The organism is Frankia sp. Allo2, from assembly GCF_000733325.1.
In the GTDB taxonomy this organism is placed as follows: Bacteria; Actinomycetota; Actinomycetes; order Frankiales; family Frankiaceae; genus Frankia; species Frankia casuarinae.
This window is the reverse complement of record NZ_JPHT01000001.1, coordinates 516,072-542,173: the sequence shown is the minus strand read 5'-3', so window position 1 is coordinate 542,173 and position 26,102 is coordinate 516,072. Positions and strand designations below refer to the sequence as shown.

The window sequence follows — 26,102 nt, the reverse complement described above, 5'->3', positions numbered from 1 at the left end:
GTTCAGCGCGGCGGCCCATCCGCTGACCGCCGCGCTCTCCCTCGTCTCCGGCGGAACCCACGCCTGAGCCGGCCATCCGGCGAGCCGACCCTCCGTCCTGTTCCGGAGGGCATCCTGTTCCGGAGGGGTTGCCGTGCCGGCGCTGACGCCCGGGGCCACCGAACCGCGGATGGTCCCGGACGCCGCGCGACCGTCCGCCGCCGGCCCCGACCCGGGGGTCCGTGGCGACGACGACACCGCGACGCGGGTGGCNGGAGCACGGCGTCAGTCCACGGCACCCCGCCGCGTCACGGCATCCCGGACATGGTCGATGACCGAGGCGATCGGACCTACCGTCCACTGCTTGGCGGTCGAACCGGCGGCTGACGGGTGCGGATGGGTGGGAGCGAACTTCTCCGCCGTCCGAAGCCGACGGCCCATGCTTTCCAGCTGCCTGGCGTCGCGGGCCGCGTGCACCCGGGGGAACTCCTCGTTTTCCTCATGCTCGGCATGGTCGACAACGGCCCGTTCGAAGTCCGCCAGCTTCGCATCGAACTCGGCGCTACCGACATCCATCTTCTCCAGCGCCAGCAGCACGCGGGTGGCCTCGTCCTCCTCGTGGTTGCGCGCCTCGGCCACCCGGCTGTCGATCTTCTTCGTAACCGGCCGCACGACCATCTCCTCGGCGGTCTCGTGCGCGGCGAGCAACGCCCGCAGCTCGTCGAACGCCCGGCGCTTGTGCTCGCCCGCCGCCGACTTCACGTCCGCGAACAGCTCGCGGATGCGGGCGTGCTGTTCGAGCAGGACTCCCACGACGTCGTCGTGGGAGAACTGCGCCGCTCGGCCGCCGTCGAACCCAGCGTCATTGATCGGCATGATGTCCTCCTCATCACGGTCCGCCCATCGAGACCTCGATGTCGGCGTGCCCCGAGACGGCACTCGAAATCGCGCGGCATCGAGGACGCCCGACCGGCGGGGCCCAACCGGCACGTTGGGCTCGTCAACCTGCCCCNGCCGGATCGGGGNACCGAGAGTGCCCCGATCCGGCCGGGGCAGCTCGCCGCCTACCGACGTCCCCAATCAGGGCCAGTACGAAGTAGCCACCTAAACGGCCCCATGAGTAGCTCATAATTCCTAGTAACCCGTCGGCGCGATGACGGTGAGTTGATGCCTGGGAGCACCTGCGCCGTCCGGTCACGCCGCACCGGTCACGCCGACCGGCGCGTACGACGGAATAACGCCGATACCCTCCCAAAGACACGTATAGTGATAATTCCTGGCGTCCAGGCTTGAGTCGAAGCTTGAACCGAAGGCGACCGGCCGAGGCATGCCCCTCGCATCGCGGGATTCGGCCGGCGCCGTTGCCGGGAGGCAATGGCTCCCTCGGTCGGCAGGACCGGCTCGATACGATGCGCCTCGGGTCGATCATCCGACCAGCCGTGCCGGGCGGACGGATACCCCTTTTCGGCCATAGCCACAGGTCCCGCAATCTCCAGGCCTTTGGCCCCGCCGGGGCCGCTGGGCCGCTGGGCCGCTGGGCCGCCGCATCCGGCGGATGATCGGACCAGGCCGCGGTNGCGGGCCCGGGACGGGCACTCGGGCCGAGGCCCTGACCAGGAGAAGCGGTCAGCGTCTACGGCGTGTCGTGAGAAGTCCGCAACCGGTCCGGATCTGCCGCGGACGGGCCGGCGCGGCAGGTCTGGACCGGGTGGGACGCCACGCGCCGTCTCCGTCCCCGTCGCCGTGACGTTTCCGGCCCACCGCAGGGGGTGAAGAAATACCCGCACGCCGCACTCGAGGGAGACGACGGCGCTCCCACCCGGGTTCCCCGGAAATTGGCTATGTTCCGCGGCGCGAACGAATATCACCGAAGGAATTTTGCGCGCGGACTCCGCGAACGCTCCGACCGCCAGCCGGACCAGATTTCGACCCGATATCACCACGGTCGGGACACGGGCGCCGATCGGCGCTTGATCCACCGGCGGACTGGATCAACCAGCGGAAAAGGAGGACGGTACTCCTGTCCGCCGCGTACCGACAGTTCGTCCGGGACACCGNGAAAACGATCGAGAAAACGCCTGGCCGCCCTTTACAGTGCGTGGTCGCCGGGCCGGGCCGAGGACTAGAGCAGGCCGGTCTGCCCGGACCAGATCTGATTGGTTCCGCAAAGTGCTTGCCGCCCGTGGGATCGATGCGGGAGGCTTCCCATGCGCGGCGAGACGACGCGCGTTCCGTTCGAGACAAGCGCAGGTCTCCTGTTGACTCGACGCCATGGGGGGGGTTACACCAACGGAGCGCCCATAGATGTCATCGCTACTCAGGGAAGGCGGGACTCACCCAGCGCAGCATCGGAACTTCGACGTCCCGCATTTCGTGTCGGTTCGATGTACCTGCGGTCGGCGGCCAGCCGCCGGGATCCGTCACGCCCGCACATTCCTATGACCGTGCACAGGCCGCGCCTTCTACATGTGCGTCGGGTCAATAGAAACCGCACTCCGGGAAAACCCCCATACCCCCAGTGTAAACCCCCACTCCCAGTGGGAAAACTGCCCCTGCGAAAACCAGAGATAGGTGGAGTCTGTCATGACCGAACCCGTGCAGGCCGGTACGGATGCCGGCGGCGAAGAGCCCCGGCTGAGTCTGAGCACGGCGGCCGCGCGCAATCTCGCGACGACCACCAAGTCCGTTCCGCAGATGCAGGAGATCACCTCCCGGTGGCTGCTGCGGATACTGCCATGGGTCCAGGCGTCCGGCGGCGTGTACCGGGTCAACCGCCGTCTGACCTACGTACTCGGGGACGGACTCCTCACGTTCACCACCACCGGATCCGAGGTCCGGGTCGTTCCGCGCGAACTCGGCGAGCTGCCCGCCCTGCGGGGCTTCGACGGCGAGGTGCTCGATGCGCTCGCGGACCGCTTCGCCCAACGGGAATTCGCTGCCGGAGACGTGCTGGTGGAGAGCGGTCAGGCCGCCGACCAGGTGTTCCTGATCGCGCACGGTAAGGTCGGCAGGTTCGGCCTCGGAGAGTACGGCGACGAGCGGGAACTCGGCGTACTCGCCGACGGCGAGTACTTCGGTGACGAGGCGCTGGTCGAGGAGGACCTGACCTGGGAGTTCACGGCCCGCGCACTCACCGGTACGACGGCCCTCGTCCTGTCGCGCCAGCAGTTCTCCGAACTCGCCGACTCCTCCGACGAGCTGCGGCGTCACCTCGACGAGTACCGGACCCGGCTCCAGCCCCCGAGCAACCGCCTGGGCGAAGCGGAGATCGCGATCGCCGCCGGGCACACCGGGGAACCGGACCTGCCGGGGACGTTCGTCGACTACGAACTGGCCCCCCGCGAGTACGAGCTCAGCGTCGCCCAGACCGTGCTACGCATCCACAGCCGGGTGGCGGACCTCTACAACGAACCGCACAACCAGCTGGAGCACCAGATCCGGCTCACCGTCGAGGCCCTGCGCGAACGCCAGGAGCACGAACTGGTGAACAACCCCGACTTCGGGCTGCTGCACAACGCCGACCTCCGTCAGCGTATTCACACCCGGAGCGGTCCGCCTACCCCGGATGATCTCGACGACCTGCTGAGCCGCCGACGCAGCACACATTTCCTGCTCGCCCACCCGCGGACCATCGCCGCGTTCGGCCGGGAATGCACCGCCCGTGGCATCTACCCGGCCACCGTCCTCCTCCACGACCAGCACGTGCCGGCCTGGCGTGGCGTTCCCCTGCTCCCGTTGAACAAGATTCCGATCAGCGGGACCGGTACCACGTCCATCCTCGCGCTGCGCACCGGTGAGGAGAACCAGGGGGTGATCGGCCTGCACCACGCCGGCCTGCCGGACGAATACGAGCCCGGCCTGTCCGTGAGATTCGCGGGTATCAGCGACAAGGCCATCATCTCGTACCTGGTGACCACGTACTACTCCGCGGCGGTGCTCGTCCCCGACGCGCTCGGTATCCTGGAGAANGTCGAGATCGGTCGGTGACACCCGGCCGCGCGAGCCGCTGGGACCACCCGGAACCCGCGGAATTACGCGGAATTACGCGAGATCACATGAGATCACATGAGATCACGCTGGGTTCCGGAAGGGTTCCGCGGGGCTCCGCGGCATCCCGGCCCGATCTCTCCCGGCCGCCCCGAACGTTCACTTCTCCGCTGCCACCTCGGCAGACCCGGTGCACCTTCCCCGGGGCCGGTTCCCCGGGGAAGGTGCACCGGTGCCGGATACGGATAAGGATCCGTATCCGGCCGACTTTCGGGGCCGGCCGTCCAGCCCGTGACCGAGAAGGGTTCACCAGCGGGTCNTGCAGCCTTTCACGCTACCGGAGTTCTACGTGCCCTATCCGGCACGGCTCAATCCGAACCTGGAACAGGCCCGCGTGCACAGCAGGGCTTGGGCCGACGAGATGGAGATGATCGACTCTCCGCAGCACGGAACCGCGATCTGGACCGAGGCCGACTTCGACGCACACGACTACGCCCTGCTCTGTGCATACACCCATCCGGACTCCGTCAGCCGAAAACTCGATCTGGTCACCGACTGGTATGTCTGGGTTTTCTACTTCGACGACCACTTCCTGGAGCTGTACAAGCGGTCCCACGACATGGCCGGCGCCCGGGCCTACCTCGACCGCCTGCCCGCCTTCATGCCCGTCGACGGTGAGATCACCGAGACGCCGACCAACCCGGTGGAACGCGGACTCGCCGACCTGTGGACCCGGACCGTCCCGGAGCGTTCCGCCGACTGGCGGCGGCGGTTCGCGGTCAGCACCAAGAACCTGCTGGACGAGTCCCTGTGGGAACTAGCCAACATCAACGCCGGCAGGCTCGCCAACCCGATCGAATACGTCGAGATGCGGCGCAAGGTCGGCGGCGCGCCCTGGTCGGCGAACCTCGTCGAGCACGCCGCCGACGCCGAGGTGCCGGCCCAGGTCGCGGCGACCCGGCCGCTGCAGGTACTGCGGGACACCTTCGCCGACGCCGTGCATCTGCGCAACGACCTGTTCTCCTACCAGCGCGAGGTCGAAGAGGAGGGCGAGCTCAGCAACGGCGTGCTCGTCATCGAACGTTTCCTCGGCTGTGGAACCCAGGAGGCCGCCGACACGGTCAACGACCTGCTCACCTCGCGGCTGCACCAGTTCGAGCACACCGCGGTCACCGAACTGCCGGCGGTCCTCGAGGAGCACGGTGTCGACCCGGGGAGCCGGCTGGAGGTCCTGGCGTACGTGAAGGGTCTGCAGGACTGGCAGTCAGGGGGCCACGAATGGCACCTGCGCTCGAGCCGGTACATGAACCGGGCCGTGGCGCCTGAGANCGGCGAGCTCAGCGGACTCCTCGGACTCACCGGTCTCGGTACCTCGGCGGCCCGGATTGTGCCGTCCCTCGTCACCACCACACCGCGCCGGATCCGCTCCTTCACGCACATCCCGCACCAGATCGTCGGGCCGCTGCGCCATCCCGACTTCTGCATGCCCTTCTCGACCGGGCAGAGCCCACATCTGGACGCCTCCCGCCGGGAAAACATCATCTGGGCCCGGGCGGTAGGGATGCTGGACCCGATTCCGGGCATCTGGGACGAACACAAACTGCGGGCGTTCGACTTCGCGCTGTGCTCGGCCGGAATCCATCCGGACGCGACCCTGCCGGAACTGAATCTGACGACGGACTGGCTCACCTGGGGGACCTACGCCGACGACTACTACCCGGTAATCTTCGGCCGCACCCGGGACATCCTCGGGGCCAAGGTGTGCAACGCCCGGCTGTCGGAGTTCATGCCGCTGGACTCCCCCGTCACCGCGGTGCCGGCCAACGCGTTGGAACGCGGTCTGGCCGACCTGTGGACGCGCACCACCGAGACCATGGCGCCAGGCGCGCGCGAGACGTTCCGCGGCACCGTCGAGGTTATGATCGACAGCTGGCTGTGGGAGCTGGCAAACCAGGCCCAGAATCGCATTCCCGACCCGATCGACTACATTGAGATGCGCCGGGCGACCTTCGGTTCGGATCTGACGATGAGCCTGGCCCGGCTGGCCCGGCTGGCCCAGGAACAGACCGTGCCACCCGAGATCTACCGCACCCGGCCGATCCAGGCCTTGGAGAACGCGGCCGCGGACTACGCCTGTCTCCTCAACGACGTCTTCTCCTATCAGAAGGAGATCCAGTTCGAGGGTGAGATCCACAACTGTGTCCTCGTCGTCGAGAACTTCCTCGACTGCGACCGGGAGCGTGCCCTCGCGGTGGTCAACGATCTGATGACCTCCCGGATACGCCAGTTCGAGCACATCGTGGCGCACGAGCTTCCGGCGCTGTTCGACAGCTTCGCCCTGGACGCGTCGGCGCGGCAGGCGCTGCTGGGCTACGCGCGGGAACTCCAGAACTGGCTGGCCGGGATCCTCCGCTGGCATGAGGGCACGCATCGGTACGAGGAGTCCGAACTGCGGTACCACCCAGCGGCGGGAGTACGGCCCTTCGGCGGCCCCACGGGCCTGGGCACCTCGTCCGCCCACGTCCGCCCACGTCCGGCCGCGGCGGCCGGCGCGGCCGGCGCGGCCGGCGATAGTGAAATGTAGTCAGCTCGCATGCCTGGTTGGCGGTCGGACCGGCTGGCGGCCGACGGGGAACACGACGGTCGGGAACATCGTGTCGGGCAGACGCAGCAACTCGGCGAGGGCCTGGTCGTCGAAGGCCGTCACGGCGCATCCGGCCAGCCCGAGTGCGGCCGCGACCAGGTAGAGGTTCTGCACGGCGATTCCCGCGTCGAGGTGCAGGGTGCGGTAATGGCGTGCCGGGTACTTCACGAGAGTCGTGTCGAGCCGGGCGACTACGACGACCGCCATGGGCGCCCGTTCGGCGAACTCGGGTTGGACCAGCACCGAACGCAACGCCGCCGTCGGCTCGCCGGACCGCAACGTCTGCAGGCAGTGGTCCTCGGCGTCGTACCGGAACACGCCGCCGGGCAGCTGCGCACCGCGCGCAATGACGANATAGATGGACAGTGAATGCAGGCCACCTGCCGACGGCGCCATCCACATCCGGTGCTGACTGCCGTCGGGCAGTCGGACATCCCGCTGCGGACCCACCGCCCAGCGTAGGAGCGAGGAGACATTCTCGGCGGTCGGCGCCTCGGCATCGAACCGGTACCAGGACCTGCGTGCCGCGAGCACCTGGCCGAACTCGACCGGCAGGTCCGCGCGCGGTGCCGGCAGCGGAATCCGGCAGGTGGCGGCGCGCAGTCCGTCGAGCATCACCTGCCGGGTCGGCGGACCATTGAGGACCTGTTGGACCCGCCGGATACGCTCCAGCGCGGTGACGTCCTCGGCCACACTCGTCCCTTCGGTTACGTCGCTAATGCGCTAATGCGGCAGCGGGAGGTCGCGCCGGGTGGTGCCCGCCGCGGCGAGTTGCCTGGCCAGCCGGGCGCCGCCGAGGAACGGAAGGCCGACAGAGGTGTTCGAGTACAGGCCGGGGGCCAAGGTGTGCACGACCCGCATGCCGGTGGGGCGCACGTCTTCGGTGGTGACGTCGACCGATGTCACCGGGTGGCCGGCGTCGGCGAGCGTGCGCGCGAGCACCGTCGGGTCGTCGACTCCGGCGTGCCGGGCGTCCCGGTCGAGGGTCTCCCAGCCGATCGTGCCGGCGAGGGCCTCGGCGAGTTCGGCCTCCAGCCGGTCCTGCAGGCGAGAGTCGAGGAAGAGCTGGAGGTGGGTGCAGTACTCGACGACGTCCGCCAGGTCGTCTCGGCAGTCGTCGAGGTACCGTCGGTCAGCTCGCCACGGCTTGAGGGGGCTGTGCGGGTTGCGTGCGGCGCGCATGTAGGGGCCGTCGGGGTCGTCGAGGTCGGCGACGAACATCTGCAGCTGGAAGGCTTCGGCAAGGGCCTTGCGCAGCGCCGGCGTGGTGGTGGTCCGGCACGCTGCTCCCATGGTCAGGTAGCCGGTCGCCGTGTCGTGCACCAGGGCGCCGACGACGACGAGGCCGAACTCGTTCGGGAATTCGACGAACCGGGTCGTCATGCTTCCGTACGCGCCCATGGCAAGCTGCGCGATCCAGGGGGGCGGGGTGATGGCCCGCAGCGGCCGGCGGCCGTGCCAGGCCATGGTCAGCGTGTCACGTTCGATCATCTGGCAGATCGCCGACCATTGCGCCGAGCGCTGGTCCATACCGGCGGCCAGGCCGGCGCTGAGGACCGGGCTGAGGTAGGGGAACCCGCGGGCCTGGGCCTGGTGGGCGTAGGACACCCAGACGAGCTGCGCGGGTACCCAGACGGGGGTGCCAGCAAGCAGGTCGGTGCCGGACGTCCATTCCAGCTCGAGATCCTCGCGGTACTCGGTGAACGGGAAGTAGGGCCCGGCGTACTGGGCGGGTGAGTACAGCACTACCGAGCGCGGGTCAAGCACGGTGGCGCGGTCCGCCGTGAGCTCTTTGTGGGTGGCGCGGCGCAGTCCGGCGGGGACGAGGTTCCCGCAGTAGCGTTCGACGGCCTCGCCGACGGCGGGCCCGAGGGCGGCGTCGTCGTCGAGCAGGGCGTAGCCGGCTCCGGCGAAGTCACTGGCCCAGGCGGAGAACCTGGTGGTGTCGGAGAGAACGGCGGTGTACATGGTGAATTCGGGCGGCAGGGTGGCGGGAATGGCGTTGCGTTCGATCCGGCGGATGATCCCGGTTCGGGGGGCGAGGATCGCGGCGAGGTCCATGGGTGCTCCTCAGACGTGCGGGATCGGGTACGGATAAAGGGCGTCTTCGGTGATCTTTCCGGCAGCCAGGCCCAGCTGGGCGGGTACGTCGTAGAGCCGCTCGCCGCCGAGGAACGGGAAGGCCGCGGGCGGGTTGCCGTAGAGCCCGGGGACGATGACCCGCACGACGGTGAGGCCGGCCGCCCGCACGTCCGGGGTGGTGACGTCCACTGACACGGCGGACAGGCCCTGCGTCGCGAGCATGTCGAGGTAGCGTCGATGGGCTGTGCCCCCGTTGGCGTCCCCGTCGGCCCGGGGGATGTCGGCGAGCCGGGTGGTGCGGGTGTCGTCGCGGAGCCGGTCGAGGGGCCGGCCCTGCATTCGTGGATCCAGATAGAGCTGGGCGACCGCGGGCAGGTCGACGAGGTCGCGGAAATCCGGCCGGATGTCATCCGCGTACCGCCGGTCGGCGCGGTNGGGCAGGTACGTGTGCGGGGGTATCTCGCCGCGGGCGACGGCTCGCCAGTGCGCGCTGTCACCGTCCGCGAGCTCGGCGGTCAGTTCCAGCATGGCGAAGGCTTCGACGAGCGCCTTCGTCGCCGCTTCCCGCGGGTCCGCCCGGCATGCCGTGCCGTACGCGATCAGCCCCCGTCCCGGTTCTTCAAGGAAGGCGGCGAGCACCGGAACCGGGAACTGGCTTGGCACCTGGAACAACCGGATGGTGCGACCGGTGCCCTCTCCGTGGGCGATGTCGTGCCGGTCGAGGAGCTCAGCCGCATCGGCGACGGCCCAGCCGGCGGCGCCGCTGGCCCACCAGATGGTGTTCGCGTCGCGTTCGAAGAGCTCTTCCAACGCAAAACGCTCGGCGTGCTCACGGTTCTCGCCAGTGGCGATGCCGGCGTACAGCATGGCGTGGGTGGCCACCTCGTCGGCGTGCGCGCCGCGGAAGTAGTTCAGGTAGGCCATCGACGCGGGCACCAGCACCGGACCCCCGGCGTACAGGTCGCGGCCGGGCACCCAGGCCACCGGTGTCTGGCGGGTGAAGGGCCGGAAGGGNAACCCGCGGGCGCGGTACTGCCGGTCGGAATAGAGCGCCAGGGTCGCCGGGTCGAGAGCCGGCCGCCCGGCCCTGGCGAGATCGTCGTAGCAGGCGATCTCCAGGGCGTCGGGAACGGCGTTGCCGCAGTACCGTTCCACGGCCTCCCCGACCGCGGCACGGCGCGCCCGGTCGTGATCGCCCAGGGCGGCACCGAAGCCAAACCGCTCGGCCGACCAGGTGGCGAACGCACGGGTGTCGGCGGCACGGGCGCTCCAGCCGACCCAGCAACGCGGCATGGCGGGGCTCGGCTGGTAGGGAACGATCTGGGTGAGGACGCCGAGTCGGCGGTCGACGAGACGCCGTTCGGCCGGCGCGGGGGNGGTTGATCTCACGGGTGCTCCAGCACGGGCAGGTCGACCCGGCAGCCGCGGGTTGGACCGGTGTGGATGGTCTGGGTGGCGATCCGGGTGGCGCTGGTGGTGTACCGGTCCTGGCCGGTGTTGGGGGTGCGGGCCAGCCGCGGGAAGTCGCTGCTGGTGACCTGCAGCTCCAGCCGGCTGCCGGGGTGGAGCAGCAGGGCCGTGGCGCCGAGCGGGATCGACACCGTGGCCGCGCCGGGCCCGACGGCAGCGGCGCCGCTGGTGACCTCCAAGNCCCGGCCGTCACCGAGCCGCTCCACCAGCCGGACTATCCAGTCGGTGCCGGGGCCCGTGGTGTCTGCGGCCATCGTGACGGTGGGTGCGCCGACGATGGCAGTCGGCGTCGTCAGTGGCGGGGNCCGGNATGCCACGGCGTCGGCGCGGGCGTCCAGGGGGGCACGGTCGCAGTCCCGCGGGAGGCTGGGGAAGGGGTCGAGCGGGTCGTAGGTGAACCGGTGCTCGGCGGGCCGCTCGGGCGGGTTCGGCAGGAGTGACCCGTCAGCGCTGGCCTGCAGGCCCAGGGTGGCGGTGGACGCCGGCCACCGATCCAGCCAGCGTCCGCCCTCGACGAGGAACACCTTGGTGATCGACGCATCCCGGCCGGCCAGCACGTCAAAGATCCACGCGACCTGGAGGCGTCCCAGCGGCAGTTGCGAGGCGGGCCCGTGCNCCCGCCCNCCCGCCGAGCTGGAAGCGGGGGTCGACAGCTCGTGCCCCCACGGCCCGATCACCAGGCCCCGGGCGGGCCTGTTCGGAGCGCGGTCGCGGCCCGCGGTTTCCCACTGCCACAGCGTCTGTGGCAGGAAGAGATCGTACCAGCCGCCGATGTGCAGGGACGGCAGCGAGCAGCGGGCCAGTTCCTGCGTGCTGATGCCCTCCCCGAGGTCGTCGCCAGTACGGTCATGCGGTGCCGGGCTGTCGCCGGTCGTCAACGGAGCCGGGGCTGACAGAGCCGGGGCTATGGCGCTCCACCAGCGTGGCACCCGTGCCCAGAGGTGCCGGCCGAGGTCAGCTACCGGCAGGTGCCGCAGCAGGTCCGGCTCACAGCCCAGCATCTGCGCGGACAGCCCGTTCCTGCTGGTGCGGCTCTCGGCGTGCTCGGCCCACCAGCCGGCGTACTCGGCCAGCCGCAGGATCCCCGACGGGTCCACGTTGGCGGGCCGCAGACCCGCGGCGGGTACCTCGCTGATCACTGCGCGCACGAGCTCGGGAACGGTGACGGCGGCTGCCCACGCGGTGAACGAGCCGTAGGAGGCTCCGGCGAGGATCACGTTCCCATCGCACCAGGGCTGGCGGTGGACCCATTCGACCAACGCCCGGCCATCGGCGCGCTCCCCTTGATACGGGGTCCAGGTTCCGCCCGACCCATAGCGCCCCCGCACGTCCTGGGCAACGTAGGCCAGTCCGTTCCGCGCCCACCCGACGCCGTTTGCCAGCAGCGAACCGCGACCGTACGGGGTGCGAGTGACCACCGCCGGGGCGGGTAGCCGGTCGGGACGGTAGNCGTCGGTCGCCAGCAGGACGCCGTCCGCCGCCGGTACGGCCTGGTTCGCGTCGATGGCGTGCATGCCCCGGCGCCTAGACCGGGTTGACCGCGAGGTTGGGAAGAGGAAGCACCGGATGCCGGCTGATCGACGCCGTGGTCGGATCGACGACGAGCTGGTGCCCCTCGCNGGGCANGGTGNTNCCCGCCGCCAGCGCCCGCAGGTCGGCGGCGAGCAGCCCCGCCAGCACCGCGGTGGCTGCCGGGGTGAACGGTGCCGGCGGCTTGACCGCGTCGGAATCGAGGTAAGCCCAGTGGGCGATCAGCTCGTCGGGGAGAGCGGCCGCGGCGAGCCGACGTCCTCTGGTGTCCCGGTAGCACGCCGTACGGCCCGGCATCGACAGGGGTCCCACGACGAACGTGTCGCCCTCGGCGTAGCAGCCGTGCCATGGCGTGTGGTGCGCCGCGCACCACTGATCGAGCCGGCACCAGTGCGAGTCCGGCAGCCACCGGGCGCAGCTGACGACGGCGTCCGAGCCGGCTACCGCGGCCTCGTCCGCCGGGCCCACGGTGCACTCGACGTCATCGATGATGTCGCCCAGGAGTTCGGTGAGCTTCCCGACGACCGGACTGTCGCCGTCGAGGTGCACCTTCCAGCCAGCCGGAACGGTCCCCGCACGCCCCGGGCCGACGAACACGCCGCGATCGGTGAGCGCGGCGGTCATGCGCTCGACGGCGGGTCGGTCCGCATCGGGCAGGGGCAGCTGGGTGGCCCCGGCCGCGACGTTCCGCACGAGGGCGAGCAGGCGGTCCTCGCCGCCAATTCGGACGAAGACGTCCCCGGGGGCGCTGTAACGCCAACTCCCGTCGGCGGCCCGGTAGAGATGGTGGCCAGGAGAGAACACGTCGGCTTTCCTCATCGGGTGTGTCGCGGTCGTGATGGGCTGGTCGTGATGGGCTGGTCGTGATGGGCTGGTTGCGGCCGGCAGGGGTCATGGCCGGCACGGGTCGCGCGCGGGCCGGGATGAACCCGGTAGAGACCGTGACCGTCGAGGACGTCCGAGAAACTGACGGCACCGACGGTCACGGCTTGCACTGGCTCACCAAGGTGCGCTCGGCGCCTTCAGTGAACCGGCGGCACTACTCCTCGTCGTCCCACGCGAACGGGCTCTGGACGAGCGCGTGCGTGGTCGGGTCCTGCGGGGCAGCGAGGACCGGCGCCTCGGCCAGCTCCTCGAACGAGATCTCCGCCATGCTTCACCTCCTTCGCAATAAAACGGTTTTCGTTTTCAAAAGGAACGCTAGCACGAGCGACGTGGGGATGGGCTGATATCCACACATCCGCCGGGCGGCTCGTTCGGGGGCTCATTCGGCGGCTGTCACCGCCCGGACCGCGGCGTCCGGCCCACCGGGCCCGGCCTGCGGCGGGTTGGCCGGTGCCTCGTCGGCCCTGATCAGGTCCTGAAGCCTGCCGGTGTGGCCGAGGCCTGCCATCAGGCCCGCTACCAGCGCCAGGCCGACGCCNGCCGAGGCGGTCAGCAGAGCGGCCCGGGTGCCCCAGGCATCGGCGAGGATGCCGGCGAGCACGGCACCCAGCGGCGTTCCGCCCCAGGCGATCATCCTCGCGGTGGTGTTGACCCGGGCCTGCAGGCGTAGGGGGGTGACGGCTTGCCGGACGACGATGCCGTTTAGGATGACCAGGGAGGTGCTGGCCTGCCAGAGCAGCAGGATGCCCATCCCTGGCAGCCACGCCGTGTTCAGAGACCAGCCGATCAGGGCGAGCGTGCTGGCTCCGAGCGCACCGAGTGTGATCGTTCCGGTGGGGACGTGTCGGTGCACGCGGCTGAGCAGCTGGCTGACGATCAGCGTTCCGAGCGCGGCGGCGACGTAGAGGAGACCGATCCGCGGGTCGTCGTCGGGAAGGCCGAACTGCCGTACCGCGACGACGACGACCAGGCCGGTGACCGCGCCCCCGGACAGGCTGCTGCCGGCCCCGAGCAGGGTCAGAGTCCGGATGAGGCGATGCCCCCGGATGTAACCCAGGCCCTCGGCGATGTCGCGACGGGTCCGGCTCACCCGGCTGCCAGCCGGCCCGCTCCGGTCGGCCCTGCTCCGGTCGGCTGCGGCCGGCACGGCCCAGCGCGCCCGGGAGAGCAGGATGGCACCGACCAGGTAGCTGAGCGCATCGAGGGCGAGCACACTGGCTGCGCCCACCGTGGCCGCGGCCACCCCGCCGACGGCCGGCCCGACCAGGTTGACAACGGTGCTCACCGACACCATCGCCCCGGTCGCCGCGGCCACCGCGTCCCGTCCCACGATCGCCGGGACTGCGCCGAAGCTGGCCGCATCGAAGAACACGAAGACCGATGCGACAAGCACCGCGGAGATCAGCAGATGGGGTGTGGTGAGGACACCCGCCCAGTTGGCCACGGGGATGCTGGCCATCGTCAGGCCGCTGAGGCAACTGGTGACCACCATCGTGCGCCGGTGATCCCAGCGGTCGACCAGGGCACCAGCGGGCAGTCCGAGCACGAGGTAGGGCACCGCTTCGAGACCGACCAGCACGCCCGCGAGCGTGCCGCTCCCGGTGCGCTGGAAAAGCAGCACCGGGAGCGNGACGAGCGTCATCGCCGAACCCGCCCAGGAGACAGCCCGGCTCGCCAGGAAAAGCCGGAAGGCGGGTACCGTACTCATCTCAGGTTGTTACTCATCTCAGGTCGTCCCACATTCCACATTTTTGGGTCTGCGGCTCAGGCGTGCAGCGCGGCGGCCAGCTTTGTCACGCCTTCCACGCCGGCGAGGTTGGCCGAGTCCGACTGCGGGAGGAAGAACACACGGTTGTTGCGGACTGCCGCCACGGTCGGGAGCCGGGAGGTGAGGAACTTGCGGGCCTCGGCCTCGGTTTCGCTGCCGCTGAGCAGATAGACGAGGGTGCCGGGATTCTTGCTGATGAGGTCCTCCACCGACAGCTCACTGAAGTATTTGCCCTTGGGCAGGGTGCCCGCGTAGATGTTCCGCGCCCCGGCGAGCCGCGCGATGTCGGTGTAGACGCCGTCGTAGGTGTAGACGGTTCCCTGGTAGGTGGCGACCACCGCGACCGGGACGGGGTCCCTGCCCTGGATCTTCGTCGCGACCTGGCGGAGCCGTTCGTTGATGTCGGCCTGGACCTGCCTGGCCCGGCCCGGAATGCCGAAGATCATGCCGAGCGCGGTCAGGTCGGTATCGACGTCACGGACCGTCGCCTTGGTGGCGTCGTCGGTGCAGAACCCGCTGAGAATCATCACCTGGGTGCCCTGGGCGGCCAGCTCGGCGATCGTGGGGAGCTGCCGGCCGTCAAACAGATAGCTGCCATCCGCCCAGATCAGGTCGGGCCGGGCGGCGAGCAGCGCCTCCCGGGTCGGTGCGCCGGTACCGAGGGCGGGTAGCTTCGCCTCCACACTGGCGTACTTCGCCGCCGGTGTGCCGCTGCTGGTGTTGTACTGGCCAACAATCCGGTCCGTCAGGCCCAGTTCGATGAGGAGCTCGGTACTGGTGGTCCACCCGGAGACGACCCGCGCCGGGGCCTCGTCGAAGTGCAGGGTCCGGCCGCAGTTCGCCACCTCAACGGGATAGCGGGTACCGGCCGGGGCCGACCGGGCATCGGCCGCGCTCGCACTGCCCGCGCCGGTGGTCGAACCGGACCCGCAGCCGGTGAGACCGGCGGTAACAACGAGCAGGGCAGCGACCGCGACGCCGGCGCCGAGTTTCTTCATCGGGTTCTGTCTCCTTCCATTGCTTCATCGGGTCATTGCTTTATCGGGATTTCCGCGCCAGCTACCACCGGGGCCGGCTCGTCTGTTCCGGGCAGGCTGGAAGAAGGCAGGCTGGGGAAGGGAAGACTGGAGAAAGCGAGCTGGAGGCGGCCGGTCACCGGGTGGACGCTCCGGTCGGCGCGCACCCCGAACACGCGGCCGATGAGGTCGGCGGTCAGGACGTCCTCCGGTTTGCCCGAACAGATCACCGCGCCGTCGTGCAGGACATAGAGCCGGTCACAGAAGGCCGTCGCGAGGTTGAGGTCATGTAACGCGGCGAGCACGGTGATCCCGAGTGAGCGCACCAACTCCAGCAGGCTCAGCTGGGTGCTGATATCCAGATGGTTGGTCGGCTCGTCCAGGATCAGCACCGACGGTGCCTGCACGAGGGCGCGCGCCAGCAGGACCCGCTGCTTCTCGCCGCCGGACAGCGACGCGAACGCCCGCCCGGCGTGCGCGGCCATGCCCACGGTGTCGAGCGCGGCCGAGATGATCTCATGATCCCCGGTCGAGGTCGGGCTCCACGCGCTCTGGTGGGGGGTCCGCCCGGTCGCGACCACCTCAAGGACGGTGAAGTCAAAGCCATCGGGGCTTTCCTGCGCCAGGGCCGCGACCCGCCGCGCCGACTGGCGCGGGGTGAGGTCCCTGACCAGGTCAGTTCCGTCGAGCAGCACCGCACCGGACGTCGGCCGCACCACCCGGTAGACCGTCTTCAGCACGGTCGACTTCCCGCTGCCGTTCGGACCGACCAGGCCGACGAAGGCGCCGGGGGGACAGCCGACCGTCAGGTCGCGCACGATCTGTACCCCGTCGGCGACGACACCCAGACCTTCCAGGCGAAGGCCCGTCACGAGGCACCACTCGCCCGTCCCGACCGGCGCAGCAGCACGAGGAAGAAGGGCACCCCGGCGACCGCGGTGATAATGCTCAACGGCAGCTCCAACGGCCGGGCCACGACCCGGCCGAGGAGATCGGCCAGCACGAGGAACGTTCCGCCCAGCAGCGCCGTTACCGGGAGCAGCCGCCGGTGGTCCGACCCGATAAGCATCCGCACGCAGTGCGGCGCAATGAGGCCGACGAACGCGACACCGCCGGCGACGGAGATGACGGACGCTGTCAGAGCGGCGGTGACGATCAGCAGCTGGGTCCGCAGCCGGCTGACCGGGATCCCCAGCGAGGCGGCGGCCTCATCACCGAGCAGCAAGGCATTCAACGACCGGGCCTGCGCCAGCAGCCACAGCGTCGCGGCCACGACGATGCACGCGGGCAGCCCCAGTGTGTCCCACTCGGCCCCCGACACCGTTCCCAGCAGCCAGAACAGCACCGCGGCGAGTTGGTTCGAGCCGACCCGCAACTGCAGGTAGCTGGTGCCAGCCTGGAACAGATAGGTCAGCGCCACCCCCGCGAGCAGCAGCCGTTGCGGGTCCAGGTAACCGCGCCTACGCCCTAACGCGATCACGAGAGCCAGGGTGAGAACGGCACCGATGAACGCCGCCCCCGACACCCCCACCGCCGCGGCAAGCCCCGACGACGAGACCCCTCCCAGGGTGAGGACAGCGACCGCGGCGACGGAGGCACCCGAGGACACGCCCAGCACATACGGATCGGCGAGGGGGTTACGCNCCACCGCCTGCAGCACGGCTCCGGCCACGGCCAGGCCCGCACCCACCACGAACGCCAGCAACACCCGCGGCGTCCGCACCTGCCAGATAATCTGATCGTTGATCATCGAGGACTGAGCACCGTTGCCGGTCAGATGAGCCACGACGCTGGACCACACCTCACCGGGAGGCACCGATACCGAACCCACGCCGATCGCTGCCCCAACAACGATCGGTGTCGCCAGCACCAGGGCGAGCAGAGTGATCAAGAATCTGCCGCGCGCGCCGCGCGCCGTGCGCGGCAGCACGGCGCAGGCAGTGACCGCGGGCATCCCGCGGGCGGGTCGAAGCGCCGCCACCGCCCGCAGCCGTACCGCGTCCGCGGCACCCACGGATGGCGTCGGCGTGGCACGTACCGACGTAGGTTGATCGATGGACAGCGGATGCCCCCGTTGACTCAAACGAAACGAAAACGATTTTCGTTTCGTTTGGGCAAGCTAACAGCCCTGCGCGGGCTCCGTCAACGGTTCTGTAGGGGGCAGGAGAGGATACCCGCTCGTCGTGGTCGGGTGGTCACCATCATCCGGCGACTACTCGACCGGGATCATNCCNCCGCTCTGCCGCTNCCACAGCNGGTGGTAGCNCCCCCGCCGCTCGAGCAGCTCGCGATGGGACCCCTGCTCCACGACGCGGCCGTCGTCGAGGACGACGATGCGGTCCATGTGCAGCAGGGTCGACAGCCGGTGCGCGACGGCGATCACCGTCTTGTCTCGCCACAGGTTCTCGAGTGCGTTCTGGACGAGTACCTCGCTCTCGCTGTCCAGCGCGCTCGTCGCCTCGTCCAGAATGAGGATGGGTTTGTCGTCCAGGAAGGCGCGGGCAATGGCGATCCGCTGCCGTTGCCCGGTCGAGAGTTTGATGCCACGTTCCCCGACGACGGTGTCGTAACCGTCGGGCGCCCGCGAGATGAAGCTGTGCGCGTGGGCCCGCAGCGCCGCCGCCTCCACCTGCGCCTGGGTCACCGGGCCCGCGGTCCCGTAGACGATGTTGTCCCGGATGGACCGGTGGAAGAGGGTGGTGTCCTGCGGAACGTAGGAGATACCCCGAGCGAGCTGGCGGTTGGACACCGGAACACCGTCCACGGCGACCATGCCCGGTGGGAGCGGGTAGTAGCCTAGCAACAGCTTGATGAACGTCGTCTTGCCGCTTCCGCTGCGACCCACGATGCCGATCTTTTCGCCCCGCTCGATGGCCAGGTCGATGCCCGCGAGCACGAGGTTCCGGTCGTTCTCGGGATAGGCGAACGACAGGCCCTGGAACTGCAGCCGACCGGAAACCGCGGGAAGAACCGCAGGACGGCCTGAACCAGCTGAACCGGCTGAATTATCCGGACTGGCCGAATTATCCGGACCGGCTGACAGGATGTTCCGACCGGCGAAGAGGTAGTGGTAGGCCTCCTCGATGCGGGCGAGTCGGAGATTGAGCTGCGCAATCTCCCACACCGTCCCCCAGATAAAGTCGGAGAAGAGGACCAGCGCGGAGAGAAAGGTCGTGAACTGGGCCAGGCTCATCTCACCGTGGAGGAATAGATACAGGTTGAGGACGATCGACACCGGCCAGACGAGGTACCGGACCACGAGGCTCATCGAGGTCCAGAACACAATGCTCCAGAAGGACGAGCGATACGCGGCGGCGATGACCTGGCGACGACGCCGGCGGACCCGCTCGTACTCGGCCTCCTCCTGGAGGAACGACTTCACGCTCACGAAGTTCGAGATGACGTCGATCACGTAACCGTCCATCTCCGAGACCTCGTCCGCGAGCCGCTTCTCCGCGCGGGCCGAACGACGGACGGTGTGCCTGCCAACAAGAAGCATGATCGCGACGGAACCCAGGAAGGTCAGGCCCGAGTAAAGGTTAACCGAAAACATGATCATTAGGATCGCCGGAACCTTGACCAGCTGTTCAACGTACGTGAAGCACGCCGTCTCGAGGATCTCTCGGAACTCGCGGCCGAGCGTGCTCACATAGCTGCTGATCTTTCCGGTGAACTTGCCGACGAAGTATGGATATCGCTCGTTTATGACATTTCCAAAGAGAATGTTCTCGTATTCGTAGCCCCGGTGGTTGAGTAGCCGGAGATACAGCACCTCGGCACCACGCCAGGTCAGGTCATGGCCGATGTTGCACGCGAGAAGGACGCCGGCGTACAGGTACGCGTCGTGGGTCTGTACCGGGGCGCTGGCGAGAGCCTGCACGAGAAGGCCGATGAGGACCGGTATCACGGCGAGCAGGCTGTTGGACAGGACGAAGACACCGACGACCAGGAGAGCCGGCCCCTTGAAGGTCGCGACGAAACGCAGATAGGAACGCAGGGCGGCATGCCGCTCCACCCGGCGGGAAACGAGGTTGTCCACGGCGGTGCCGACATCGTCCAGGCCGGTGCCGTTTTGACCGGCGCCACGGGAACCGATGCCAGGCGACCGTATCTCCTGATGCGGAACCCCGCCGGCCACGCTGTCCATGCCGAGATGATGACAGGCGACCGGCCGGGCCCGCACCTTGTTTTTGACCAGGGGAACGGCCGCGTCCGCACCGAAGCTCACGAGGGCCTGGCCGTCACATGCGCCGGCCCGATGTACTGTGCTCTGGCACGAGACGTGTCGGACGCGCAGAACGTCCGATCCAGTGGTGCGCCGCTACCGAGGTGTAACCGACAGGAGAAATGCTGACGGTGGCCCGGTGCGTGGCCGTCGGATATCCCGAGGGAAAGGGACGTCGAGTGGCTCGCCGCCGTTACTTCCACCTGCTGAGCGCGCTTGCCATCGCCGGACTGGCGGTCGCCTGTTCCGGCGCTGGTGGCACGGAGTCCGGCGCGGGACGCTCCCCGGCGCTCGCGCGGGAGCTGGCGGAGGCCGCGGTCGCCGCCCCGGACGCCTCTCGCCTCCCGATCCTGTTCGTGCACGGCAGCCTTGGGTCGGGCAGCCTCTTCGAGACACCGGCGCAACGATTCACCGCAAACGGCTATCCCGTCGACTACGTCGAGGCCTTCGACTACGATGCGTCGTCCTCGGCCAACTCCGTCGAGGAGGTCCTTCCGGACCTCGATNCGAAGATCGCTAGTATCCTCAAGGCAACCGGGGCGAAGAAGCTCGATCTGGTGGCACATCTCGAGGGCGCCGCGCTAAGCGAGCGGTACCTGACCAGCTCATCCGACCGGGCGAACCGGGTCGCGCACTACGTCACCGTCGGAGGCTCGCTCGCGGGTAGACCCCCGGCCGGAGTGCCCACCCTGGCGGTCTGGGGCGAGAACGATCCGACCCGGCGCGTCGAGGGGGCCGTCAACGTGCGGTTCGTCGACCAGGACCGCGCCCAGCTCCTGACCTCGACGGCCACCTTCAGGGAGATGTACCGGTTTCTCACCGGAACCACTCCGCACACGACCGACGTGGTGCCGAAGCAGGGCCCGATCGAGATCTCCGGCCGGGCCCTGCGCTATCCGATGAATGTCGGTGTGCGGGACGCCAGGCTGGAGGTTCACCGGGTCGACCCACGGACGGGTCGGCGGGGGGCGAACAGCCTCAAAGGTTATTTCCACCTCTCCGGCGACGGATCCTGGGGTCCGTTCCGAGGTGACGGCGCCTCCACCTACGAGTTCGTGATCGTACGCGGCGGGGAACCCGACCACCACTTCTACTACCAGCCGTTCCGCCGCGACGATCACCTCGTACGTCTGCTGACGAGCCAGCCGGGCCAGGAGATCGGCGGCGGGATGGAGACCGGTCCCGGGCACACCGATCTGGTCGTCGAACGCCCGCTCGAATGGTGGGGGGACCAGGGGAACGCCGACGACGTCCTCAGCATCGACGGGAAGAACGTGCTGAACGCCGCCGACGCGCCCCGGTCCAAACTGGCCCTGGGCGTCTACCTGTTCGACCGGAATTCCGACGGCGTCACCCACCTCACAATGCCGATTCCGGCGTATTTCGGGATCGGCTTCATCACCGGCGTAGATGTGTTCATCCCGGCGGGTGAGCGCTCGGTCGAAGTCGCGATGACGCCGCGGGGAAAGACAGCCCACCGGAGCGTTCTCCAGGTGCCCGCCTGGCCGTCGGACCGGCATCGCGTCACTCTGCACTTCACCGGCGAGGGCTGAACGGAGGCCGAGGGTGGCCCTGCTTGGGCAGGGCAGGGCCACCTGTCCATAGCCCCCCGACGGAGGTCTTGGGCGTCGCGCCCGGCCGCGGCTCGGCATCACGCCGGCCCCGCCCGGCGGAGGTCGCGGCTCGACGCGGGGCGGGACCGGCCTGCCACCAAGACTGACGCAGGCGACCGGGATCCGGAAACGTCAGTCAGGCATGCCTTTCTCGTATGGGCCACGAGTCTCGGAAACTTGACCCCCCACATCTGGTTGATCAGTTGTGGTTGGGTCGCTCCCTGACTACCGCTGGACCCCGTTGACCGAACTACCCGGCCGTCTCGGCGGTCGCATCCGCACGGCCTTGGCCGAGGATGTCCCGGCGCGAAACGCCGAAGATCGCGAATAGATGGCCGAAAGCGAAGATATTGGGAGGCGAACCGGTTTACGGCCGCCAAACCGTGCCTAACCCTCCACAGTTGTCCGCCGCGACGGGCCGTCGGACATCGAGGAGCGAGGCGGCATCGGTGGGCATCAGGCCCGGATCGCGCCGCTAGGGCAGCCCGGATCGCCACGGGACGAAGACCTAGTTCCTTGGGTGGAACGAGCTCTTTCCAGGCGGCGGGTGCGCCTCCTGTCACCCCGGCCGGCGGCGACAGCACGCCACCAGCAGCCGTCGCTGNCCGNAAGGAGTCAGACACGACANCCGCCTTACCANAAAANCCCGNAAAGATNGGGNAAACCGCCGATCCCGCGCTGTCGGATACCCGACAGTCGAGCATTCAGCCGGACATCTGTGCCCGTTTGACATGGCGTCGTTATCCTGATGTGTCGACTGACGGAGGACTGATCGCCCGATTTCACTCCGGCCTTCACCGACCGTACCGACATGGAAGGCCGTTTCGATGTCGTACGAATCTGGACCTTACCGGGTATCGCCCAGGCTGCTGGCCCGGGAGGACTTCCGGGCGGCGTGCGCGACGCGGGACTTCCGCACGGTGTTCCGGCTGATGAAGAAGTACGACGGTGCCAGCCAGAATCGCATCGCATCTCCGGTGGAAGGGCTCAGCCAGAGCAGGGTCAGCCGGATCATGCAGGGCGAGGACCACATCGCCCGGCTCTCCCTGATCGAACGCATCACCGACGCGCTGCGCATCCCGGGCAGTTATTTCCACCTGGCCGCACGGCCGTGGGAGGCGGCACGGGACGTGCGCGAGCCGCCCGGGCCGCCAACGGTTCCGGCCGGATCCGGCCCGACGCCGGTAGCCCACGTCGCGACCCCCTCCGTCGACCCGGCCCCGGCCCCCGGCCCCGTCGTCGCCGAGAGCCCGGGCCGGCTCCCCCCCGGACCGGGGGGCCTGGTCGTCGAGGAGGACCGGGCCGAACTCCGCTACGACGACAGCATGTACGTCGCCCACCAGCGAAGACGTCTTCTCAACGCCGGCAGCGAACCGGTAACCCGGTATCTGATGCGGATATCGGTCGACCGGTTCCCGGGAGATCCGGAACGCTCCGCGCGGTTGTACCGATCCGATCCGCTGCGCTGGGAGGACCTCCAGCTCAGCGCGCACTGTGGCGGCGAGCAGATGGCCTGGCAGGTCAAGACCGACTGGGACGCGCTCAAGGAGGTCTGGCTGCTCTTCGAGAACAGCCGAGGACGATTTCCGCTCTATCCCGGCGAATCGGCGTGGATCAACTACAGCTACCAGGTAAGCAGGGAGAAGTGGGGGCCGTGGTTCCAGCGTGCCGTGCGGGTACCGACGAGTTTCCTCTCGGTGCGGCTGGACTTTCCGGCCGAGCTGGATCCCGTGGTCTGGGGCATGGAGACGTCGATGACCGCCGATGCCTTCCCGTTGCGGACCGCAGTCGCCCGCACCGACTCCGGCGACCGGCGGATCTTCACCTGGTCGACCACCGAGCCGCCGCTGCACGCCCGCTACCGGCTGGAATGGAACTTCCGGGCCACCGTGCCGGAACGTGATCCGGCCACGGAGACCGGAACACGTCCCAGCGATCAGATGGCGGCCGTCGGCATCGTGCAGGAGGGTGAGGCGATCCTGCGGCAGCCGGCCCGCCCGTTCGCTCTGCCCAACGAGGCCGAAGACGCGCGCCGGGTCGTCGCCGAACTGTCCTCCGCCCTCGAACGGGTGTCCGCCCTGCACACCTTCGGCAAGGGCCTGGGCATCGCCGCGCCGCAGGTCGGCATCAACCGCGCCGCGGCGATCGTGCGTACCGCGGGCGGCGACACGCTCACGCTGCTCAACCCCAGCGTCATCGAGACCTCCCGAGAGACCGACGAGCAGTACGAGGGCTGCCTGAGCTTCTTCGACGTCCGTGGCCTCGTCCCCCGGCCGCTGGAGCTGCACGTCGAACACACCGATATCGATGGCAACCGGCACATCACCGTCTATCGGCAGGGGCTGGCGCGGCTCGTCGCTCACGAGATCGATCACCTGCACGGTCAGCTCTACACGGATCGGATGCGGGCCGGAACCACACCGATCCCGGTGGAGCAGTACCGGGGTACCGGCTCGGCCTGGTCCTACAACCGCTGACCAACCCGAACGCACCCGCCCCGCGGGCGGCACGTCGGCATGCCGACGTGCCCACGTGCCGACGTGCCGACGGCGCAGCGCCGGGACCGGGTGTCCGACACGGACTGTTAGATCCGACATATGACATGGTTCCCTCGTGCCGTATAGTCCGGAAAGCAGGCGATAGGTGCGGGTCCGCCGGAACGTCGACACAGATTTTTTCGGAACCTGGTTAGAGACTGCCGGCAGCGGGTAGTGGAGGCTCGATCGCCACGCGGCGGAACAGATTCCCCACGCATCGCGTATTGTTTACCGTCAGCGTGACGACCCAGCCACGAACTGGGGATTTTCAGCCCACTGAACAACCTCTAGGATCGGGCGCGCACGCGGGCGCGAAACACCATTAAAAAGATCGGGACAAGTAAGTGGGGTGCACTGTGTGCATCCTCACGTACTCTTGTTTTTCCCGGGTCACTCTCAGCTATGTTCGTTGCCGTGCCGTCACCTGATGGCATGCGTCGGGCGGCACGCCGAATCCTGCCCCCGCTCGACGAGAATCAAACCTTTGGCAGGAGCGGGGGAACCAATTCCGGGCGCCGATAAAAGACGTCCTCGGGGTGAAGCCGCGATGCGCGGCCGGGCATTCCCAGCCCGAACCCGACAGCTCACCTCGCAGGCGTGGGGAAGGGCAACTCAATGTCCAACGCTCGTTCGCTCGCTCGTGGTCTCAACCGCATCAGGCTCGGTTCCCGGGCCTTGATCGCCGCCACCACTCTCGCGGCCTCGATCGGCGGTGGCCTCGCGCTGTCCCAACCGGCCAGCGCGTCGACGAACGCCGACCACTTCCTCTCCAAGGTGATCCCTTGTGAGTCCGGGGGGAACCCCCGCGCGGTCAACTCCATCGGCGCCGGCGGGTTGTTCCAGTTTCTGCCCAGCACCTGGCACGGGGTCGGCGGCAAGGGTCTGCCGCAGCACGCCAGCGTCGCCGAGCAGTGGCAGCGCGCCCGCATCCTGTACGCCCAGCAGGGGACGAGCCCCTGGTACGCCTCGAAGCCGTGCTGGGGTCACAAGATCTGAGCTGCCCGACTTCCCGCGCCAGCCTTCACCGTCCGCGCCCGGCCGGTACTGATCGGCGCGCGGTCAGCAGCCCCGTGTCCCGTCCGGGACACGGGGCTGCGCGCTACGTTTCCCGGTCACGGTTTCCCGGTCACGGCGACGTCGGCCAGCTCAACTTCCGCGGCCCCGCCCGGCGGAGACCCGGCGGACCCACCGATCGGCAGGCTCAGCCGATCCGACGGCGGCGGGCGATCTCGGCCAGCGTGATCCCGGCGGCCACCCCCGCGTTGAGGGACTCCACCGCACCCGCCATGGGGATCCGGACCCTCACGTCGCAGCGCTGCTCGACCAGCCTGGACAACCCGCGTCCCTCGGAACCGATCACCAGGACGAGGGGGTCGGTCGCCATCGTGAGCTCGTCGATGCTCACTTCACTGTCCGCGGCCAGACCGACAACGAACTGGCCGCCCGCCGCGTAGGAGACGAGCGTGCGGGCGAGGTTGGTGGCGCGCGCCACCGGCAGCCGGGCGGCAGCCCCCGCCGAGGTCTTCCAGGCCGCGGCGGTCACGCCGGCGGCCCTACGCTCCGGAACGACGACGCCGTGGGCACCGAAGGCGGCGGCCGAGCGCACCACGGCCCCGAGGTTGCGAGGATCGGTGACCCCGTCCAACGCCACCAGCAGACCCGGAGGGGACGAGCGCGCGCGGGCGAGGAGATCATCCGGATGGGCATACCGGAACGGCGGTACCACGAGGGCGAGACCCTGATGCGGAGCGGTGCCACACATCCGGTCGAGATCCGTGCGGCCGACGTCGGCCACGGCGATCCCGGCCCGCCCGGCGAGCCGGCGGGCGTCGGCGAGCCGCTCGTCGAAGTCCAGCCCGCCGGCGATGAAAAGGGTCGACGACGGTACCCCGGCCCGCAGCGCCTCGACCACCGCGTTGCGCCCGACCACCAGCTCGTCGCCCTCGGTCCGCCGTGGGCGCCCGGCCCCCGCGGAACCCCCCACGGCGCTCGGCCCGGTGGTGGCCGCAGCTGCGACGGCGCGGCCACCATCCCCGCGCCGGCCGGCGGCCGCTCGACCCCGCTCGGCTCCGGCCGAGGCGGAACGGGCCGCCGCAGCCGCCGCCGCACGACGCTGGGCGGGATGGCCGGGGCGCAGCTGCGCGGGCGGAGTGGCCCCACGGCCCTCCAGCGCCTTGCGGCCGTGACCGCCGCTGCCCGTGGAGGCCCCCTTGCGGTGGGAACCGGCCTTGGCGGCCCGACCGCCCTGACCGCCGCGGGCGATCCCGCTGTCCCGGCGAGCGGCGCCGGCCATCAGGACNACCGACCAGTACACGCCCGGGGAATGACCATGTGACCACGGTATACGGCGGACGACACCGGCGTGT

General features: G+C 69.3%; 18 protein-coding genes and 1 riboswitch. Of the genes, 5 read left to right on the top strand and 13 right to left on the bottom strand.

Annotated elements, in window-relative coordinates:
• Positions 1 to 264: 264 nt before the first annotated feature.
• Positions 265 to 855 carry a hemerythrin domain-containing protein gene (locus tag ALLO2_RS02240; RefSeq protein WP_011438583.1) on the bottom strand — a complete coding sequence of 197 codons (591 nt, stop codon included), beginning with the start codon at positions 853 to 855 and terminating at the stop codon, positions 265 to 267.
• A 1,707-nt stretch (positions 856 to 2,562) separates the two neighbouring features.
• Between ALLO2_RS02240 and ALLO2_RS02235 the strand changes: the two genes are divergently transcribed.
• Both ALLO2_RS02235 and ALLO2_RS02230 read left to right on the top strand, forming a co-directional pair.
• Positions 2,563 to 3,966, top strand: a complete 1,404-nt coding sequence (locus ALLO2_RS02235; RefSeq protein ID WP_035729228.1) for a family 2B encapsulin nanocompartment shell protein — start codon at positions 2,563 to 2,565, stop codon at positions 3,964 to 3,966.
• Positions 3,967 to 4,285: 319 nt separating this feature from the next.
• Entirely contained in the window at positions 4,286 to 6,550 is a 2,265-nt protein-coding gene (locus tag ALLO2_RS02230) for a family 2 encapsulin nanocompartment cargo protein terpene cyclase (RefSeq protein ID WP_198030929.1), read from the top strand.
• On the opposite strand, the gene ALLO2_RS02225 is transcribed toward ALLO2_RS02230, so the two are convergent.
• The 11 genes from ALLO2_RS02225 to ALLO2_RS02180 form a co-directional block, all read right to left on the bottom strand.
• A complete protein-coding gene (locus ALLO2_RS02225) occupies positions 6,551 to 7,303 on the bottom strand; it encodes a SagB family peptide dehydrogenase (protein WP_035729224.1) in 753 nt (250 codons plus the stop codon).
• Between the two features lie 30 nt (positions 7,304 to 7,333).
• Positions 7,334 to 8,671 (bottom strand): YcaO-like family protein, encoded by a 1,338-nt coding sequence (locus ALLO2_RS02220; RefSeq protein ID WP_023840691.1) that lies wholly within the window; start codon positions 8,669 to 8,671, stop codon positions 7,334 to 7,336.
• Positions 8,672 to 8,680: 9 nt separating this feature from the next.
• Positions 8,681 to 10,081: a YcaO-like family protein gene (locus tag ALLO2_RS02215; protein WP_035729222.1), complete on the bottom strand. Its 1,401-nt coding sequence runs from the start codon at positions 10,079 to 10,081 to the stop codon at positions 8,681 to 8,683.
• Entirely contained in the window at positions 10,078 to 11,676 is a 1,599-nt protein-coding gene (locus tag ALLO2_RS02210) for a CocE/NonD family hydrolase (RefSeq protein ID WP_035729218.1), read from the bottom strand. The genes ALLO2_RS02215 and ALLO2_RS02210 overlap by 4 nt, the downstream gene beginning before the upstream one ends.
• Before the next feature lie 10 nt (positions 11,677 to 11,686).
• The gene (locus tag ALLO2_RS02205; RefSeq protein WP_035729421.1) at positions 11,687 to 12,496 is read right to left on the bottom strand and encodes a TOMM precursor leader peptide-binding protein; all 810 of its coding nucleotides are present in this window, start codon (positions 12,494 to 12,496) and stop codon (positions 11,687 to 11,689) included.
• A gap of 235 nt (positions 12,497 to 12,731) precedes the next feature.
• The gene (locus ALLO2_RS27745) at positions 12,732 to 12,845 is read right to left on the bottom strand and encodes a streptamidine-related RiPP repeat protein (protein ID WP_023840694.1); all 114 of its coding nucleotides are present in this window, start codon (positions 12,843 to 12,845) and stop codon (positions 12,732 to 12,734) included.
• Between the two features lie 111 nt (positions 12,846 to 12,956).
• A complete protein-coding gene (locus tag ALLO2_RS02200; protein WP_232234828.1) occupies positions 12,957 to 14,285 on the bottom strand; it encodes an MFS transporter in 1,329 nt (442 codons plus the stop codon).
• Between the two features lie 56 nt (positions 14,286 to 14,341).
• On the bottom strand, positions 14,342 to 15,343 hold the full coding sequence (locus tag ALLO2_RS02195; protein ID WP_011438594.1) for an ABC transporter substrate-binding protein: 1,002 nt from the start codon (positions 15,341 to 15,343) through the stop codon (positions 14,342 to 14,344).
• A 32-nt stretch (positions 15,344 to 15,375) separates the two neighbouring features.
• Positions 15,376 to 16,233: an ABC transporter ATP-binding protein gene (locus tag ALLO2_RS02190; protein WP_011438595.1), complete on the bottom strand. Its 858-nt coding sequence runs from the start codon at positions 16,231 to 16,233 to the stop codon at positions 15,376 to 15,378.
• On the bottom strand, positions 16,230 to 17,375 hold the full coding sequence (locus tag ALLO2_RS02185) for an iron ABC transporter permease (RefSeq protein WP_084588327.1): 1,146 nt from the start codon (positions 17,373 to 17,375) through the stop codon (positions 16,230 to 16,232). The genes ALLO2_RS02190 and ALLO2_RS02185 overlap by 4 nt, the downstream gene beginning before the upstream one ends.
• Positions 17,376 to 17,573: 198 nt before the next feature.
• A complete protein-coding gene (locus ALLO2_RS02180) occupies positions 17,574 to 19,508 on the bottom strand; it encodes an ABC transporter ATP-binding protein (RefSeq protein ID WP_035729416.1) in 1,935 nt (644 codons plus the stop codon).
• A gap of 200 nt (positions 19,509 to 19,708) precedes the next feature.
• Here ALLO2_RS02180 and ALLO2_RS02175 point away from each other — a divergent pair, with 200 nt between their 5' ends.
• The 3 genes from ALLO2_RS02175 to ALLO2_RS02165 all read left to right on the top strand — a co-directional run bounded on the left by ALLO2_RS02175 (position 19,709) and on the right by ALLO2_RS02165 (position 24,732).
• Positions 19,709 to 21,139 carry a lipase gene (locus tag ALLO2_RS02175; protein WP_232234827.1) on the top strand — a complete coding sequence of 477 codons (1,431 nt, stop codon included), beginning with the start codon at positions 19,709 to 19,711 and terminating at the stop codon, positions 21,137 to 21,139.
• Positions 21,140 to 22,026: 887 nt separating this feature from the next.
• Complete coding sequence (locus ALLO2_RS02170; protein WP_011438599.1) at positions 22,027 to 23,676, top strand: peptide deformylase; 1,650 nt, start codon at positions 22,027 to 22,029, stop codon at positions 23,674 to 23,676.
• Positions 23,677 to 24,173: 497 nt separating this feature from the next.
• Positions 24,174 to 24,349, top strand: a riboswitch (cyclic di-AMP (ydaO/yuaA leader).
• 2 nt (positions 24,350 to 24,351) lie between these two features.
• The gene (locus ALLO2_RS02165) at positions 24,352 to 24,732 is read left to right on the top strand and encodes a transglycosylase family protein (protein WP_011438600.1); all 381 of its coding nucleotides are present in this window, start codon (positions 24,352 to 24,354) and stop codon (positions 24,730 to 24,732) included.
• Positions 24,733 to 24,937: 205 nt separating this feature from the next.
• Here the strand turns inward: ALLO2_RS02165 and rlmB are convergent, their stop codons facing one another.
• Entirely contained in the window at positions 24,938 to 26,029 is a 1,092-nt protein-coding gene (gene rlmB / locus ALLO2_RS02160) for a 23S rRNA (guanosine(2251)-2'-O)-methyltransferase RlmB (RefSeq protein ID WP_011438601.1), read from the bottom strand.
• Positions 26,030 to 26,102: the final 73 nt, after the last annotated feature.

Coding starts and splice junctions, on each gene's coding strand:
- ALLO2_RS02240 (WP_011438583.1), bottom strand. CDS start 855: ATGCCGATCAATGACGCTGGGTTCGACGGCGGCCGAGCGGCGCAGTTC.
- ALLO2_RS02220 (WP_023840691.1), bottom strand. CDS start 8,671: ATGGACCTCGCCGCGATCCTCGCCCCCCGAACCGGGATCATCCGCCGG.
- ALLO2_RS27745 (WP_023840694.1), bottom strand. CDS start 12,845: ATGGCGGAGATCTCGTTCGAGGAGCTGGCCGAGGCGCCGGTCCTCGCT.
- ALLO2_RS02195 (WP_011438594.1), bottom strand. CDS start 15,343: ATGAAGAAACTCGGCGCCGGCGTCGCGGTCGCTGCCCTGCTCGTTGTT.
- ALLO2_RS02170 (WP_011438599.1), top strand. CDS start 22,027: ATGTCGTACGAATCTGGACCTTACCGGGTATCGCCCAGGCTGCTGGCC.
- ALLO2_RS02165 (WP_011438600.1), top strand. CDS start 24,352: ATGTCCAACGCTCGTTCGCTCGCTCGTGGTCTCAACCGCATCAGGCTC.
- rlmB (WP_011438601.1), bottom strand. CDS start 26,029: ATGGCCGGCGCCGCTCGCCGGGACAGCGGGATCGCCCGCGGCGGTCAG.